This window comes from Paeniglutamicibacter psychrophenolicus, from assembly GCF_030812255.1.
GTDB lineage: Bacteria > Actinomycetota > Actinomycetes > Actinomycetales > Micrococcaceae > Paeniglutamicibacter > Paeniglutamicibacter psychrophenolicus_A.
The window spans coordinates 192,193-208,928 of sequence record NZ_JAUSSH010000007.1; the positions used below are offsets into that span (position 1 = coordinate 192,193).

At 67.5% G+C, this 16,736-nt stretch carries 14 protein-coding genes; 12 read left to right on the forward strand and 2 right to left on the reverse strand.

The features are described 5' to 3' along the window. Nucleotides 1–39: 39 nt before the first annotated feature. The gene (locus J2T21_RS11975; RefSeq protein ID WP_307581587.1) at nucleotides 40–468 is read left to right on the forward strand and encodes a VOC family protein; all 429 of its coding nucleotides are present in this window, start codon (nucleotides 40–42) and stop codon (nucleotides 466–468) included. Nucleotides 469–485: 17 nt separating this feature from the next. On the opposite strand, the gene J2T21_RS11980 is transcribed toward J2T21_RS11975, so the two are convergent. Further along, the gene (locus tag J2T21_RS11980; RefSeq protein WP_307581588.1) at nucleotides 486–1,109 is read right to left on the reverse strand and encodes an L-threonylcarbamoyladenylate synthase; all 624 of its coding nucleotides are present in this window, start codon (nucleotides 1,107–1,109) and stop codon (nucleotides 486–488) included. A gap of 117 nt (nucleotides 1,110–1,226) precedes the next feature. Here J2T21_RS11980 and J2T21_RS11985 point away from each other — a divergent pair, with 117 nt between their 5' ends. The 5 genes from J2T21_RS11985 (at nucleotide 1,227) to J2T21_RS12005 (ending at nucleotide 6,492) form a co-directional block, all read left to right on the forward strand. Next, entirely contained in the window at nucleotides 1,227–2,594 is a 1,368-nt protein-coding gene (locus J2T21_RS11985; RefSeq protein ID WP_307581589.1) for an MFS transporter, read from the forward strand. 15 nt (nucleotides 2,595–2,609) lie between these two features. After that, nucleotides 2,610–4,073 carry a pyridoxal phosphate-dependent decarboxylase family protein gene (locus J2T21_RS11990; protein ID WP_307581590.1) on the forward strand — a complete coding sequence of 488 codons (1,464 nt, stop codon included), beginning with the start codon at nucleotides 2,610–2,612 and terminating at the stop codon, nucleotides 4,071–4,073. Between the two features lie 252 nt (nucleotides 4,074–4,325). Further along, nucleotides 4,326–5,531, forward strand: coding sequence for an inorganic phosphate transporter (locus tag J2T21_RS11995; protein WP_307581591.1), 1,206 nt, complete (start codon nucleotides 4,326–4,328; stop codon nucleotides 5,529–5,531). Continuing rightward, nucleotides 5,531–5,770 carry a hypothetical protein gene (locus J2T21_RS12000; RefSeq protein WP_083410980.1) on the forward strand — a complete coding sequence of 80 codons (240 nt, stop codon included), beginning with the start codon at nucleotides 5,531–5,533 and terminating at the stop codon, nucleotides 5,768–5,770. The genes J2T21_RS11995 and J2T21_RS12000 overlap by 1 nt, the downstream gene beginning before the upstream one ends. A gap of 158 nt (nucleotides 5,771–5,928) precedes the next feature. Continuing rightward, nucleotides 5,929–6,492, forward strand: a complete 564-nt coding sequence (locus J2T21_RS12005; protein ID WP_307581592.1) for a dihydrofolate reductase family protein — start codon at nucleotides 5,929–5,931, stop codon at nucleotides 6,490–6,492. Nucleotides 6,493–6,522: 30 nt separating this feature from the next. On the opposite strand, the gene J2T21_RS12010 is transcribed toward J2T21_RS12005, so the two are convergent. Then, nucleotides 6,523–7,050: a hotdog fold thioesterase gene (locus tag J2T21_RS12010; protein ID WP_307581593.1), complete on the reverse strand. Its 528-nt coding sequence runs from the start codon at nucleotides 7,048–7,050 to the stop codon at nucleotides 6,523–6,525. A gap of 85 nt (nucleotides 7,051–7,135) precedes the next feature. On the opposite strand from J2T21_RS12010, the gene polA reads away from it, so the two are divergent. The 6 genes from polA (at nucleotide 7,136) to J2T21_RS12040 (ending at nucleotide 16,658) form a co-directional block, all read left to right on the forward strand. After that, complete coding sequence (gene polA / locus J2T21_RS12015) at nucleotides 7,136–9,766, forward strand: DNA polymerase I (RefSeq protein WP_307581613.1); 2,631 nt, start codon at nucleotides 7,136–7,138, stop codon at nucleotides 9,764–9,766. Then, nucleotides 9,766–11,064 (forward strand): GNAT family N-acetyltransferase, encoded by a 1,299-nt coding sequence (locus J2T21_RS12020; protein ID WP_307581594.1) that lies wholly within the window; start codon nucleotides 9,766–9,768, stop codon nucleotides 11,062–11,064. Before polA ends, J2T21_RS12020 begins: the two co-directional genes overlap by 1 nt. A gap of 56 nt (nucleotides 11,065–11,120) precedes the next feature. Beyond that, nucleotides 11,121–12,416, forward strand: a complete 1,296-nt coding sequence (locus J2T21_RS12025; RefSeq protein ID WP_307581595.1) for a GNAT family N-acetyltransferase — start codon at nucleotides 11,121–11,123, stop codon at nucleotides 12,414–12,416. A 4-nt stretch (nucleotides 12,417–12,420) separates the two neighbouring features. Further along, nucleotides 12,421–13,329 (forward strand): polysaccharide deacetylase family protein, encoded by a 909-nt coding sequence (locus J2T21_RS12030; RefSeq protein WP_307581596.1) that lies wholly within the window; start codon nucleotides 12,421–12,423, stop codon nucleotides 13,327–13,329. A gap of 162 nt (nucleotides 13,330–13,491) precedes the next feature. Beyond that, a complete protein-coding gene (rpsA, locus tag J2T21_RS12035; protein ID WP_307581597.1) occupies nucleotides 13,492–14,958 on the forward strand; it encodes a 30S ribosomal protein S1 in 1,467 nt (488 codons plus the stop codon). 317 nt (nucleotides 14,959–15,275) lie between these two features. Then, nucleotides 15,276–16,658, forward strand: coding sequence for an SNF2 helicase-associated domain-containing protein (locus tag J2T21_RS12040; protein WP_307581598.1), 1,383 nt, complete (start codon nucleotides 15,276–15,278; stop codon nucleotides 16,656–16,658). The last annotated feature ends 78 nt before the right edge of the window (nucleotides 16,659–16,736 follow it).

Genomic DNA, 16,736 nt, shown 5'->3' on the forward strand with positions numbered 1-16,736 from the left:
CACGGCAACGTACAACGCGTGGAAGGAAGCTGTGTCCCGATGAAAACCCAAGGTGTGGTCCTGAGTTTGGCGGTGAGGGATGCCGCGCGCTCCCTGGCCTTCTACCGCGATGTGGTGGGCATCGAAAACGCCACGCTCGCCATGGGCATGGTCTGCCTGGAACTGCCGGGAATGACGATCTTCCTGGCCGAGACCGAGGACTTCACCACGTATTCGCGTGAGGCCAAGCGCACGCCGCTGCTTCCGGTGCCCGCCACCGACGCCTTCCTCAGCTGCGCCATCGCCACCGAGTACGAGGTCGACGAAATACTCGCCGCGGTGGCCGACTCGGAAGGCAAGGGCTTTACGGCCCACCGCATACCGCACGTCAGCGGACGGATGCAATACGTCGGCACCTTCGCCGATCCGGACGGCCATCTCTGGCAGCTGGTCTGCAACCTCGCCGACGCCGAAGGCCACATGCAGTAGGCCGGCCCGGTCCCTCGTTACTCTTCGAAGCGCGAGGGATCGCCCAGCCCCACCCGGGAGATCACTGCCTCGCCGCTGGAGTAGTCGATGACGGTGGTCGGCTCGGTCCCGCATTCGCCGGAATCGATGACGCCTTCGATCACGTTGTCCAGCGCCTCCTTGATTTCCCAGCCCTGGGTCATCGGATCCTCTTCGCCCGGAAGCAACAGCGTGCTGGAAAGGATGGGCTCCCCGAGCTCGTCAAGCAGCGCACGGACCACTGGATTGTCGGGGATGCGCACGCCAATGGTCTTCTTCTTGGCCTGCATCAGCCGACGCGGGACTTCCTTGGTCGCCGGCAGGATAAAGGTGTAGCTGCCCGGGGTCACCGCCTTGATGTTGCGGAAGACCTTGTTGTTGACCTCCACGTACTGGCCCAACTGGGCGAAGTCCTTGCACACGAGCGTGAAGTGGTGCTTGTCGTCGACCTGGCGGATGGACCGGATCCGGTCCAGCGCCTCGCGGTTGCCGATCTGCGCGCCAAGGGCGTAACAGGAATCGGTGGGGTAGGCGATCAGCCCGCCATTGCGTATCAATTCCACGGCCTGGGCGATCGCGCGCGGCTGTGGGTTTTCGGGGTGAACATCAAAGAATCTAGCCATTGAAAGAGTTTACGGCTCCGCGCCGGTTCGCGCACTCCCTTTCGCCGAATCCCACAGGTTCTCCCGGGGTCGGTGTGCTCTGGTCACGGGCCGGTTTCGGTGCGTAGACTCCAAGCCATGGTGACATCGGGGGAAATCCCGCTTCCACGCAGGGTCATCGGCATCTATGCGCTCGGTTCGATGGGCACCGGCGGGTTTTCCACGCTCCCCGGGCTGGTGCTGATCTACTACATGACCGACACCCTGGGCATCGCTGCGCTGGGCGCTGGCCTGCTGCTGGGCGTGGCCAAGATCTGGGACGTGCTCATCGACCCGGTCATCGGGATCCGCAGCGACCGCGACCTGGCCGCCACGGGTTCACGGCACCGCTTCATGGTCGTCGGGGGAACCTTGCTTCCGTTGTTCTTCATCCTCACCTTTGCCGTGCCGGCGGGCCTGGGCCAACTTGTCGCGGGGCTGTGGGTGTTGGTGGCATTCACCGCCACCGCCACGGCCTTCAGCCTTTTCCAGGTCCCGTACATGGCCCTGCCGGCCGAACTGACCGCCAGCTACGACCAACGCACCCGACTGCTGTCCCTGCGCGTGCTCGTCCTGTCCCTGGCGATCCTGCTCTTTGGTGCCGGGGGACCGGCGCTGCGGACCCTGGGCGGGGAAAACCAATGGCTTGGCTATTTCCTGATGTCCGTCGTGGCCGGAATCGTCATCGGAGCCAGCCTCCTGGCCAGCGCCCGGGTTGCCCCCAGCGGCGGAACCCGGGCCACGGTGCAACGGGCCCCGATCCGCCAAGGCAATCTCCTGGGCCTGGCGGTGCTGCGGCGCAGCCAGCCGTTCCGCGCGCTGCTGCTGGCCTTCGCGCTGCAGGGCCTGGCCACCGGGGGAATGCTTGCCGGGGCCCAATACGTCGCCACCTGGGTGCTGCACGACGAGGAAGCGGTGACGTTCCTGTTCATCGCCCTGATCGGCCCGGCACTGCTCTTTGCCCCGATCTGGCGGATGGTCGCCCGGCGGATCGGCAAGGAACGCAGCTTCCTGCTCTCCAGCATCCTGTTCGGCCTCGCCGCCCTGGCCCTGGCCGGGATGCTCCTCCGGCCCGGAACCTGGGTGTACCTCCCGGTGGCGCTCGCCGGGGCCGGATATGCGGGAATGCAGTCGCTGCCCATGTCGATGCTGCCCGATGTCATCACCCACGATGCCCTGGAGCACGGGCAGGGCAATGCCGGGATCTTCGGCGGAGTGTGGACGGCGGGGGAAACCACCGGGATGGCCCTGGGCGCCGTGATCCTCACCGTCGTCCTGGCGGCCAGCGGATATGCCGAGTCCGTGGCGGGCCAAGCCACCACCCAGCAACCCTCGGCCATCACCGGAATCATCCTGGCCTTCAGCGTGCTTCCCGCCCTGGTCATTGCCCTGAGCCTGTGGGCGTTCGGCCGCTACCCGCTGCGCGAATCGAACTTCAACCAGCCGCACGGCGCCGCAGCGGCCTAAAGGGGAAAACCGGAAATGCCACAAGACGCACAAGCGATCCTGGACCAACTTAGGTCCTGGCGGGCCCAGGACGCACCCACCCACGGGGGACACGTCATGTCCTACGTCTATGACTCGGGACTGGCCGAACTCGACGCGCTCGCCGCACAGGCCATGGCCCTGGTGCAACCGGTCAACGGGCTTGACCCCACCATGTTCACCTCCGTGGCCCACATGGAGCGCGACCTCATCACCTTCGCCCGCGACCTGCTCGGCGGGGATCGCACCGTGGTGGGGACCGCCACCAGCGGCGGGACCGAAAGCAGTCTGCTGGCCGTGAAGACCGCCCGGGCCAACCACCGCGGCACCGCACGTTCCGGGATCCTCGCGCCGGCCAGCGTCCACGCAGCCTTCCACAAGGCCGCCGAATACCTGGGCCTGTCCCTTGACCTGGTCCCGGTGGGCCGCAACGGCCAGGTCGACGCTGAAGCGGTGATCGCCCGGATGGGCCCGGACACAGCCCTGGTCGTTCTCTCGGCACCGTCCTATCCGCACGGGGCCCTTGACCCGATCGAACAGGTTGCCGCGGCCGCCCTGGCCCGCGGCATCGACTGCCACGTCGACGCCTGCTTCGGGGGGTGGATCCTGCCGTTCTGGGACGGGCTGCCACCCTGGGACCTGTCGGTTCCGGGAGTCACCAGCCTGGCAGCCGACCTCCACAAATACGGATACGCGCCCAAGGGCATCTCGGTGTTGCTGACCAAGGGTGCGCAGCGCCAGCGCGGCCAATACTTCGCCACCACCGATTGGCCGGGCTATCCGGTGGTGAATCCCACGTTGCTGGGCTCAAAGTCCGCCGCACCGTTGGCCGCGGCCTGGGCCATCACCAGGCACCTGGGCGTCGGCGGCTATGCGGCGCTCGCCGAGTCCTGCAAGCGCTCCACCGCGGCATTGGCCGCCTGCATCAAGGGCATCGAGGGACTGGAAGTGGTGGGTTCCCCGGCCGGGCCGCTGCTGGCCGTGGCCCGGGACCCGGGTGCCGGCGAGCGGTCGGGCATCGATCCGCACCTGTGGGCGGACAGGCTGGCAGCCTCCGGCTGGCACCTGCAGCTGCAGCCCGGCTACCGGCAGCCCGACGGCAGTTGGCTGGCACGCACCACGCACCTGACCTTCACCCCGGTCACCGAATCGGTGCTGCCCCAATTGTGCGCGGCGCTGGCCACCTGCGCCGATGAGGTCCGCGGCGTCGCGGGCGTGGACCCGCAACAGGTTCTCGCCGCGTTGGGGCAGTCCGGCGCCGCAGGTGGGGAATCGGACGAAGTGCAGCGTGTGCTCTCCGCCATGGGCGTTTCCCCGGGGGATGGCTCGCTGCCCAAGGACATGGCTCCGCTGCTGGCCCTGGTCGAGGCCCTGCCGCGCGAGGCCTCCGGGAAGCTGCTCATCGAGCTTCTGGCCGGCCTGGTGGCACCGCTGGACCGGGATCCGGGCCCGAAACCCTGAGCCGGCGGTGATGCCGATTCGAGGCGTGAAGTCGCTCACGTCGGTTCCGCGGCCCGCCCGCGCATGCCACTACACGGGCGGGGTCGGGCGCTGTGGCGGTGGGGCCGGGGAATTGACTAGCGCGGGGCAGGCCATATGATGAATCTGCGACTTAGGTGAACAGACCCCCAACATTGGGCAAACAATGCGGGAAATTTCGGAGTCACCCAGCGCGAACCGGCCCTCGCCCGCAATCCCAAGATTGGTTTATACATGGATCTGACGCTCATCGTCGTCCTGGTCATTGCACTTGCCTTGTTCTTTGATTTCACCAATGGCTTCCACGACACCGCCAACGCGATGGCTACGCCCATCGCGACCGGTGCCATCAAGCCGAAGGCCGCAGTCGCGCTGGCCGCGGTACTCAACCTTGTTGGTGCATTCCTTTCAACCGAAGTCGCCAAGACCATTTCCGGAGGCATCATCAAGGAGGGCGGGGACACCGGCGTGCAAATCATGCCCGCGATGATCTTCGCGGGCCTGATGGGCGCCGTCGTCTGGAACATGCTCACCTGGCTGCTCGGCCTGCCTTCCAGCTCCTCGCATGCCCTCTTCGGCGGACTGATCGGCGCCGCCATCGTGGGCGCCGGGTTCGGCGCCATCGACTACAGCGTGCTGATGTCCAAGGTCCTGCTGCCGGCCCTGGTCGCACCGGTCATTGCCGGTACCTCCGCCTATCTGTGCACCAAGCTGGCCTACTCGGTCACCAAGCGCCAGTCCGGCCTCGCCTCCCCGAAGCGCGGCGGATTCCGCTATGGACAGATCTTCTCCTCCTCGCTCGTGGCACTGGCCCACGGCACCAACGATGCGCAGAAGACCATGGGTGTCATCACGCTGACCCTGGTTGCCTCCGGGTTGCAGGATGCCGGAACCGGCCCGCACTTCTGGGTCATCGCCTCCTGTGCCCTGGCCATCGCACTGGGCACCTACATGGGTGGCTGGCGCATCATCCGCACCATGGGTTCGGGCCTGACCGACGTCAAGCCCGCCCAGGGCTTCGCCGCAGAAACCTCGACAGCCGCGGCCATCCTGGTCTCCTCGCACCTGGGCTTCGCACTGTCCACCACGCAAGTCGCCTCCGGGTCCGTGATCGGTTCCGGGCTGGGCCGCAAGGGCGCAGAAGTCCGCTGGGGGACGGCCGGGCGCATTGCCCTGGGCTGGCTATTCACGCTCCCGGCCGCCGCGATCATCGGGGCCGCGGCCGCGGCACTCGCCCACCTGGGCAACGGCGGCCTGGTCATCGTCAGCATCCTGGGAATCGGTGCCTTGCTCGTCATCTGGATCCTGTCCCGCCGCGAAATCGTGGGACACAACAACGCGATCAGCGACGTTGATGTCTCCGGTGCCGCCGTGAACATCCCCACCAAAAAGCAGCGTCGCAAGATGGAGCGCGCCAAGGCCAAGCAGGAGAGCAAGTAATGACCATTCAGTGGGATGAATTCCTGATCGTCGCCGTCACCACCTGGGTCGCCGCCCTGTTCATCGTCGGGGCATACTCCTTTGGCGTGCGCATGCTCGCCGTCGGTGAGGATGCCAAGCGTTCGGCCATGCCGGCCAAGCTCGCCGCCTACGGCTGCTTTGCCATGTGCGGCATCGTGGTCCTCTTCGGGATCATCCTGATCGTGCCCTCGCTCAGCGAGAAGATCCTCGGCGCCTAAGCCACGCGCCGGCCGAACCACCCTGCGCTTTCGCCCGTCCGGATCCTTGGATCCGGGCGGGCGAAAGCCGGTTAAGCCCCGGCCTGCGGCCCTCGGGCCGCGAAACCCCCATGCCGGATACCGGCGGCGGGGCCGCGCCCATGGATAGGATGGGCTCCATGACGCAATTCAGGTATTTCGTGGCGGCCTCGGCCGACGGCTACATTGCCGATGACAACGATCGACTCGACTGGCTCATGGAGTTTGACGGGTTCGAGGGGCAGGCGGAAAGCTACGCCGAATTCATGGGGCAGATCGGGGCCGTCGCCATGGGCGCCGACACCTACTCCTGGCTGCTGAACCAGGCGCTCGGGGAATGGCCCTACGCGGGGCTGCCGGTGTGGGTCTTCACGCACCGGGAACTTGCCGCGTTCCCCGGGGCCGATTTGACCTTCGTCCGCGGCGACGTGACCGAATGGGCAGGGGACGTGGCACGCAGCGCCAACGGCAAGGACGTCTGGGTCCTGGGGGGCGGCTCACTGGCCGGCCAGTTCGTGGACGAGGGGCTGCTCGACGAGCTGCTGCTCTACACCATGCCGGTGTTGCTCGGCGGCGGCCGTCCGCTGTTTGCCATGCGCGGGCACACCAAGCTGGCCCCGACCTTCAGCCGTGAATATCCCGGGGGAGTGCGTGAGACCCGGTTCGAGGTCGTCAAGGCGCCGGGCCAGACCCGAGAATACTGACCGACGCCCGGCCCGGCCGCCGGCCCGCCTTCAGCTTTCGGGGTTGTCCAGCAGCATGTTGGTGATCCGCGAGGTGCACAGGCGCCGGCCGGCCTCGTCGCTGATGACGATCTCATGGGTGGTGAGTGTCCGGCCCAGGTGGATCGGGGTGCACACCCCGGTCACCAAGCCGGTGACCCCGGCGCGGTGGTGGGTTGCGGAAATGTCCACGCCCACGGGCTTCTTCACGCCCTTGCCGTGCACCGCCGCGGCAAAGGACCCCAGCGTCTCGGCCAGCGCCACCGACGCCCCGCCATGCAGGATCCCGGCCACCTGCTGGTTGCCCTCCACCGGCATCGTGGCCACCACGCGGTCGGCCGTGATCTCCGAGAAAACGATGCCCAGCTTCTCCACCAGCGAACCCACCCCGTGGCTGGCCAGCATCGGCCACATGGCCTCGGGGACGCCGTGCGCGGCCAGCTGCCGGGCGTGCGGGTTGCCCGCCGATGCGCCGTTGGAGGCGAAGGTGCCAGATGTCTCGAGCGCCGGTGCGTTGTCTTCAGTGAAATTATTGCCCATGCCAACTAGGCTGGCACCTGTGAGCGAATCAACCAAACTTGTGGCAACCGATCCCCAGCGCCTGCTCGTCATTGACGGGCACTCCATGGCCTTCCGTGCCTTCTACGCCTTGCCGGCGGAAAACTTTTCAACCGACACCGGCCAGTACACCAACGCAGTGCACGGATTCGTGTCGATGCTGCTGACCATGATCCGGCAGCAGAAGCCCACCCACGTGGCGGTGGCCTTCGACTTGGACACCCCCACGTTCCGCTCACTGGAATACACCGAGTACAAGGGCGGGCGCAACAAGACGCCCGAGGAATTCCACGGCCAGATCGACCTGATCCGCAAGGTCATGGAAGCCATGAACATCCCGTCCATTTCCATGGACGGCTACGAGGCCGATGACATCCTCGCCACCCTGGCCGCCAAGGGCGAGGCGGCGGGCTTCGAGGTCCTGGTGGTCTCCGGGGACCGCGACGCCTTCCAGATGATCACCGAGAAGACCCTGGTGCTCTACCCCAAGAAGGGGATCTCCGACATCCCGCCGATGGACGCCGACGCGGTCGAGGCCAAGTACTTCGTGCGTCCCGAACAGTACTCGGACCTTGCGGCGCTGGTTGGCGAAACCGCCGACAACCTCCCGGGCGTTCCCGGCGTCGGCCCGAAGACCGCGGCGAAGTGGATCAACCTCTATGGTGGGCTGCCCGGCATCCTGGAGAACATCGATGCCATCAAGGGCAAGGTCGGGGACTCGCTGCGCGAGCACGTGGACAACGTCACCCGCAACCGCCGCCTGAACCACCTGCTGCGCGACCTTGAGCTGCCGGTGGCCTTCGAGGCGATGGTCCTGGACCGCCCGAACCGCGAGGCCATCGAGGAACTCTTCGACGCCCTGCAGTTCAACACGCTGCGCAAGCGCCTCTTCGACCTCTTCGGCGATGATCCGCAGGACGCCGCCGCCGAAGCGGTGATCCCGGTGCACGAGATGCTCGGCGACGACGCGGCGCTCCAGGGATGGTTCGGCGCCCACGGCGCGCAGCTGCTGGGCCTGCACGCCGCCACCGTGCCCGCTCCCGGCGGCACCGACGTGGTCGGCGTGGCCTTCGCCTCCAACGACGCCACAGCCTTCGTGTCGCTGGCGGACATCGACGCGGACACCAAGCAGGCGCTGGCCAAGGTGCTTTCCTCGACGAGCTATGCCAAGGCCGTCCACGACTTCAAGGGCACCTACAAGCTGCTGCTGGAACACGGGCTCGAGTTGGCCGGGGTCGTCGATGACACCATGATCACCGCGTACCTGATCCAGCCGGATCGCCGCAGCCACGAATTGCCCGACATCGCGCAGCAGCACCTGCGCATCGCGCTGGAGGAACCCAAGGCCCCTGCCGACGGTCAGCTGGCCTTCGACCTCGAGGGCCCGGACCACGCCACCCCGGCGGTGCGTGCCGCCCACGTGGTGCGCCAGTTGTCCCAGCACCTGGGCGGGATGCTCGTGGAGCGCGGGGGAGAGACCCTGCTCAAGGAGCTGGAAATGCCGCTCTCGCTGGTGCTGGCGCACATGGAGATGGCCGGCATCGCCATCGACACCGCCAAGCTCGACGAGCTCTACGACGGTTTCACCGCCGGTATCAACCAGGCCACCGAGCAGGCCTATGAGGCCATCGGCCACGAGGTCAACCTCTCCAGCCCCAAGCAGCTGCAGGTGGTCCTCTTCGAGGAACTGGACCTGCCGCGGACCAAGAAGATCAAGACCGGCTTCACCACCGACGCCGAATCGCTGCAGGACCTGCTGGAGAACACCGGGCACCCGTTCCTGAAGGCGCTGATGGCGCACCGTGACGCGAACAAGCTGCGCCAGACCGTCGAGGGCCTGCGCAAGGCCGTGGCCCCCGAGGGCCGCATCCACACCACCTACGCGCAGACCGTCGCGGCGACCGGACGATTGTCCTCACTGAACCCGAACCTGCAGAACATCCCGGTCCGCTCCGAGGCCGGCCGGCGCATCCGCGAGGTCTTCGTTGTCGGCGAGGGCTTTGAGACGCTGCTGACCGCGGACTACTCGCAGATCGAGATGCGCGTCATGGCGCACCTCTCCGAGGACGAGGGATTGATCCAGGCCTACAAGGACGGCGAGGACCTGCACCGCTTTGTCGGCTCGCACGTGTTCAACGTCGAACCCGAGGACGTCACCAACGAGATGCGATCCAAGGTCAAGGCCATGAGCTACGGCCTGGCCTACGGGCTGAGCTCCTTCGGGCTGTCCAAGCAGCTGCGGATCTCCGTCGACGAGGCCCGCACGCTGATGAAGGACTACTTCTCCCGCTTCGGCGCGGTCCGCGACTACCTGCGCGACGTCGTCACCAAGGCCCGCGTGGACGGCTACACCGAGACCATCTTCGGGCGGCGCCGCTACCTGCCGGAGCTGGCCAGCGACAACCGCCAGCTGCGCGACATCGCCGAGCGGGCCGCGCTGAACGCCCCGATCCAGGGTTCGGCCGCCGACATCATCAAGCGCGCGATGCTCGGGGTCGAGGAAGGCCTGTCGGAGGCCGGCCTGAAGTCGCGGATGCTGCTGCAGGTCCATGACGAATTGGTCCTCGAGGTCGCCGCGGGCGAACTCGAGGCCGTCGAGGCACTGGTGCGCGAGAAGATGGGCGCGGCCGCGGATTTGAAGGTCCCGCTCGATGTGCACGTGGGCATCGGCACCTCCTGGCAGGACGCCGGACACTGATGCTTGGCGGGCACCTGCGCCTCGGAAACGTCGCGGCGGAACGCGGCGCCGACACCGGCGCCGCGTCCCCGGGCTATGCCGCCTGGGTGAAGGCGGTGTGGGAGGGGTTCTACCACTACAAGCCCGCCACCGCCGAGCAGCTCGAACAGATGCTGCAATCCCACCAGGTCGACGAGCGGGTCCTCACCGCGGTCTGGGACGATTCGCGCCCCCGGGACCTGGTGGACCCGCTGGTGCCGGTGGCCACCTACGGCACTTTCGCCAAGACGCTGAACCTCGGGGCCGCCGTGGTGCCGGCGCACCTGGTCACCGCGGTCACGGTGCGGCCCACGCACCGGCGACGCGGCATCCTGCGCGAGCTGATGTCCGCGGACCTGGCCCGAGCCAAGGACGCCGGGTACCCGGTGGCCGCGCTGACCGCCTCCGAGGCGACCATCTACGGGCGCTTCGGCTTCGGCCGGGCCACCGAGGCCCAGACGCTGCACCTGGACGTGCGCGGGGACGTGCGCTTCCATGCGCCGGCGACCGGGTCCATGGTGCAGCTTGCACCGGAGAAGCTGGCACCGATCGCCCCGGCGGTCTTCGAACGTTTCCACGCCGCCCGCCGCGGTTCGGTGGGACGCCAGGAGGCCTACCTGCGCCACGCCACCGGCGCCTGGGGCGAGGAGGGCCCGGAACCGGAACCCAAGCTGCGTGCCGCGGTGTACCTGGACGGATCCGGGGACATCCAGGGGTACGTGACGTACGTCTTCGGCGGCTGGGACCCCAAGCCGATCACGCTCAAGGTCCGCGACCTGGTCGCGGCCACCGAGGTGGCCCGGCGCGAGATCTTCCGCTTCCTGGCCGGCTTCGACCTCATCGAGTCGGTTTCCTGCCCCTTTGCCGCGGCGAACGACCCGCTGCCCTGGGCCTTGGAAGATCCCGCCCGGGTGCGCTTCAGCGAGCGCGAGCACGGGCTGTGGGTGCGGGTGCTGGATGTGCCCGCGGCCTTCGAGGCCAGGGAATACCGCGGCACCGGTTCCTTCACGCTTGCGGTCACCGACCCGCAGGGCCTGGCCGCCGGGCGCTACGGCTTCGACATCCGCGAGGGACGGGCCAGCGTGTCGACGCTGGCCGAGGGGTCCCCGGCGGATGCCACATGTGGCGTCGTTGCCCTGGCGCCGCTGCTGCTGGGCTCCGTCGGCACCGCCGAGCTCGTCGCCGCCGGATTGCTGGAACCGGCCTCACCCGCCCGCGCGGACGAGCTGGCAGCGTTGCTGGACATCCCCGGAGTGCCGCATGCCATCAACGGGTTCTAGGCCCATGCCGGCAGCAGCCCCCCACCCGATCCCCATTCAGAGAGCACCCCACAACCATGAGTGAAGACACCACGATTCGCATTGAACGGTTTGAACCCGAGCTCATCGACGGTGTCCCTTCCGCGGCCACCGCGGAATTCCTCACGGCCATCAGCCGCGGCTTCCACGAGGCCGCGCTGGAGGCCGGGGAGCTGAAGATCCTCGCCGGGCTCGAGGCCAACGACAACACCACCTTCACCGCCGTCTACGACGAGTCAGCGGTGCAGCCCTCGCTTCACGCCGAGGCCCCGGTGGCCACCTATGCCTCGTTCCCCGGGACGCTGAACATCGGGGGAGGGAACCTGATGCCGGTGCACCAGATCACCTCGGTCACCGTGAGCCCCACCCACCGCCGCCGCGGCCTGCTGCGCCGGCTGATCACCGAGGACCTTGCCGGCGCCCGCGAGGCCGGGATGGTGTTCGCCGCGTTGACCGCCTCGGAGGCGACCATCTACGGGCGCTTCGGGTTCGGCCGGGCCACCCAGCGGGCACGCTTCGCGCTCAAGACCCACCGCGGGGCGGACCTGCGCGTGGAGAACGAGGGCACCGTGGTGGCCATTGCCCCCGGGGAACTGAAGAACTACGCCCCGGGCATCTTTGCCGCCGCACACGCCCACACGCTCGGCTCGATCAGTGCCACGCAATTCGACGTGGGCCAGGCAGCCGGGCTGTGGGAGGACTACGACTCGCTCAAGCCGGTGAAGAACCTGCGCGCCGCCCTGCACCTGGATGCCCAGGGCAGGCCCGACGGGTTCATGAGCTACCTGTTCTCCGGGTGGAAGACCGCCCCGCCCACCATGGAAATCGGCCAGATGTGCACCGCCACCGGCGCCGCCCGCCGCGAACTGATCGCGTACCTCGGCGCCCACGACCTGGTGGAAAAGATCACCGGCCGCGGACCGGTCGACGACGTGGTGCCCACCGCCCTGGAAAATGCGCGCGCCTACAAGGTCACCTCCCTGGGGGACCACCTCTGGTTGCGCATCCTTGACCTGGAGACCGCGCTGTCCGCGCGCAGCTATGGGCGCGACGGGCACATCCGGCTGCGCGTGCACGACGCCCTGGGGTTCGCCGACGGCATCTGGGACCTGATGGTCCAGGACGCCTCCGCCGGGGTCCGCCGCGCGCCGGAAGGGGCCGTGCCCGAGGCCAGCGTGGATGTCCGCGACCTGGCCTCGCTGTACCTGGGTGGCTTCAGCGCCACGCACCTTGCCGCCTCCGGGGTGCTCAGGGTCCACGCGCCCGAAGCGCTGGGCACGCTCAACGCCCTGTTCGCCACCGACACCGTTCCCTACTGCCAGGCGGATTTCTAGCTCAATGCCCACACCGTTTCCCGGCTCCCCGACGGGGCGCCGCACGCTGCTCGCTGGCCTGCTCGGGACCGGTGCCACCCTGCTGGCCTCCTGTGCCGCGGATCCGCTGTCCCCGAGGGGCCCGCGCCAACCCCCGCCACCTGCCGCGGCACCCGCCCCGGCCCGCGTGGTGCCCAGCCGCAGCGCGGTTCTCTCCGCCTACGCGTCGAAGCACTCCGGCGCGTTCGGGTTGGAGGTCAAGGGCATCGAGCTGGGCCTGCCTGCCTCGGCGCGGGGAGCCGCGCTGACCTTCGACGCCTGCGGGGGACCGAGCGGCGAGGGCTACGACGACGCGCTGATTGCGGCCCTGCGCAAGCACCGGGCGCCGGCCACGCTGTTCATCAACCAGCGGTGGGCGGCGGCCAATCCGGGGCTGGTCCGCGAGCTGGCCGCCGACCCGCTCTTCGAGATCGCCAACCACGGCACCACCCACGCGCCGCTGGCCAGCCGGGGGCAGGCCGCCTACGGCATCCCGGGCACCGCCAGCATTGCGGCCGCCTATGACGAGATCATGGACAACCAGCGCTACCTGGCCGACACCTTCGGGGTCCAGGCGAAGTTCTTCCGTTCCGGGACCGCGCACCAGGACGAGCTCGGTGCCGCGCTGTGCCGCGAGCTGGGCCTGCTCCCGATGAATTTCACCGTCAACCTCGATGCCGGCGCGACGTTCCCCGCCGCGAGCGTCGCGTCGCAAACCAGGGCGCTGCGTGCGGGGGACGTGGGGATCGGGCACTTCAACCGCCCGGCCTCGGGAACCGCCCGCGGCGTGTCCGAGGCGCTGCCCGCGCTGCTCGAATCGCTGGCGGCCCGGAACCTGGTCCTGCTGAGGCTGTCCGAGGCCTTCGGAGCCCAAACCGGTGCCCCGTCGGCTTGACAACTTGCCGGTTTGCCGTTTTGACCCGGCAGGGTGCAGGGGAATAGACTAGGGACGCGTGTTGCGGCTATTGCCGTGCCCGCACCCAAGCTAAATTCGGAAAATGCCGGGGCTTCCGGCTGCCCGACTCATACAGACTATCCACATCGGAGTCCCTACTACATGACCATCACCTCCAACGAGAAGACCAGTGCCCCGGTCGTTGCAATCAACGACATTGGCTCTGCTGAAGACTTCCTCGCTGCCGTCGACGCCACCATCAAGTACTTCAACGATGGCGACCTCGTCGAAGGCATCGTCGTCAAGGTTGACCGCGACGAAGTTCTGCTCGACATCGGTTACAAGACCGAAGGTGTCATCCCTTCCCGCGAACTTTCCATCAAGCACGATGTTGACCCGGGCGACGTTGTCGCCGTCGGCGACAACGTCGAGGCCCTCGTCCTCACCAAGGAGGACAAGGAAGGTCGTTTGATCCTGTCCAAGAAGCGTGCTCAGTACGAGCGTGCCTGGGGCGACATCGAAAAGATCAAGGAAGAAGACGGCGTCGTTACCGGCACCGTCATCGAGGTGGTCAAGGGCGGCCTTATCCTCGACATCGGGCTGCGCGGCTTCCTGCCGGCATCGCTTGTCGAAATGCGCCGTGTGCGCGATCTGGCTCCGTACATCGGCCAGGAAATCGAAGCCAAGATCATCGAGCTGGACAAGAACCGCAACAACGTTGTGCTGTCCCGCCGTGCATGGCTCGAGCAGACCCAGTCCGAGGTTCGCTCCACGTTCCTCAACAAGCTGGAAAAGGGCCAGGTTCGTCCGGGCGTCGTTTCCTCCATCGTCAACTTCGGTGCATTCGTGGACCTTGGCGGCGTAGACGGCCTCGTCCACGTTTCCGAGCTGTCCTGGAAGCACATCGACCACCCGTCCGAGGTTGTCGAGGTTGGCCAGGAAGTCACCGTCGAGGTTCTCGAAGTGGATCTGGACCGCGAGCGTGTTTCGCTCTCGCTCAAGGCCACCCAGGAAGATCCGTGGCAGACCTTCGCCCGCACCCACGCCCTCGGGCAGGTTGTTCCGGGTAAGGTCACCAAGCTTGTTCCGTTCGGTGCATTCGTGCGCGTCGAAGACGGAATCGAAGGCCTCGTGCACATCTCCGAGCTGGCCGTGCGCCACGTGGAGCTTGCAGAGCAGGTTGTCTCCGTCGGGGACGAGCTGTTCGTCAAGGTCATCGACATCGACCTCGAGCGTCGCCGCATCTCGCTGTCCCTCAAGCAGGCCAACGAGGGCGTCGATCCGGAAGGCACCGAATTCGATCCGGCACTCTACGGCATGGCCGCAGAGTACGACGAAGAGGGCAACTACAAGTACCCGGAGGGCTTCGACCCGGAGTCCAACGAGTGGCTCGAAGGCTTCGAGACCCAGCGTTCGGCTTGGGAGCAGCAGTACGCTGACGCCCAGACCCGCTGGGAAGCACACAAGAAGCAGGTTGCCCAGCACGTTGCCGACGACGCTGCCGCAGAATCGGCTCCGGCCGAGTCCGCTTCTTCGTCCTACTCCTCGGAAGCCCCGGCTCCCGAGGCAGGCACCCTGGCATCCGACGAGGCCCTCGCAGCACTGCGCGAGAAGCTCACCGGCGCCTAAGCCAACCTGCGCCAACGGATCATTGATCCACGCGAGGTAGCTTGACCGAAGGGCCCCCTTCCACCCATGGTGGAAGGGGGCCCTTTCGCCGTATCCGGGGCAAACGACCCACCACCCGGATGGTGGACAGGCGGCTGATCCTGTGCCGGGCCAATCCTGGGACCGCGCCGCAAAACGGCAATCACCGGCGGACGGCGGAATGGACGGCGGGCGAACGTTCCCGACCCGGATACCCCGGAATTCGGCCCGTTCCAGCGTTAGGCTGGTGGGTGGGAAATACCGGTGCCTGTCTGGGTGGCTGCTTGCCGCCATGAAAGATGATGCTTTTGCTGGTGCTCCATGCGTTCTGGTCGATCGAGCATGGTCTCGGGTTGTGGGCGGAAGACTCCGGGAAGACCGTCAAGAGCCCCGGCCAGGCAGTGAGGTCGGCGCGCCCCCATCCCTTTGCCGCCACCGGTGATGTCGTGCTGGGGCTGCAGCCCGGTGCGGTCGGCAGCACCACCCTTTGGCTCCGGTCCCTGCGGCAGTCGCCGCTTGACTCGCCCGAAGTTGTGCGTGTGGTTCCGCAGCGCCGTGGCGCAGGCGACCCCTCGCTCTTGTCGTGGTTGGTCCCCGTGGTGTGGGTGGGCCCGGAAGCCGACGGGGCCCGGCCCCATCCGGCATCCGATGCCGAGGCTCACGGCAGGGTGCTGGAGAGGGCGTTGCTTCCCGAGGGCTTTTCCGTCGCGGAAGGCACCCCGCCCTTTGATCCCCGCATGGCGCCGTCGGTTCGGTTCCTCCAGGAACTGCTGCGCTTCGCGGACGAGCTTGCGCAGCGCGGCAGGGTCATCCCCGAGATTGCGTGGACGGAGAAGGACGGGAAGGGAGACCCGGTGGCACAGTCGCGTTGGCGTGCGGTTCTGCGGGGACCCGATGCCCTGGCGTTCGGGGACTTGACCGCTGCCACGCCACCGTCGTTTCGGGCAGAGCCGGGTTCGGAGGATGCCGGCGAATTGGTCGCCGCGGCGCTGGACGTGCTGACCGACGCGGCGGTTCGGCGACGACTTCCAACGGACTTGCGGATACTGCCACCTCGCCGTGGCCGCAAACCGGGGCAACTTCCTGTGGTCGAGGCTTGGCTGGAGGCGCTGTCAAGCCCGAATGCGGATCTCAACGCGCCGGAACCTGCGTTGGAGGACCTGGAACGCGCCTTGGCGCCCTGGGCCGGATACGCCGTCGAAGCCACCTCTGTGGCTCCTGCAACCTTTCGACTCGGTGAAATCAATGGCGCAGAGGTGGGTGAACCTGCACGGCCGGGCACGCAACGATGGCGCGTGGAGTTCCTCTTGCAGTCCGCGGCAGACCCGAGCCTGTTGGTTCCCGCCGAGCAGGTCTGGAGGGACGACGGAGCCCTGTCCCGCTTGCTGGGGCGTCCGCAGGAGATCCTGCTGGGTGGACTGGGGAAGGCCGCCCGCATCTATCCCGGCATCGAACACGGCTTGCGCCAATCTCGGCCGCAATCGATGGAACCTGACACCGAGGCGGCCTTTGATTTCCTGCGCCACGGAGCCCCTGCCCTCGCCGAAGAGGGATTCGGGGTGTTTTTGCCTGCATGGTGGGACCAGCTGCCGGAAGTGGGACTGACCGTGCGCTCGCACCCGCTGGCCGAGGTGCTGCGTCCGGTGTACACGGCACTGCGCGAATCCGGGCCGGAGATGTGAAACGGGCCATGGGCCCCGTAGCGGTTTGGGCACGTGGTGGGCCGGCCGCAGGCGAGGTGTTATTCCTGCCGTGCGAGG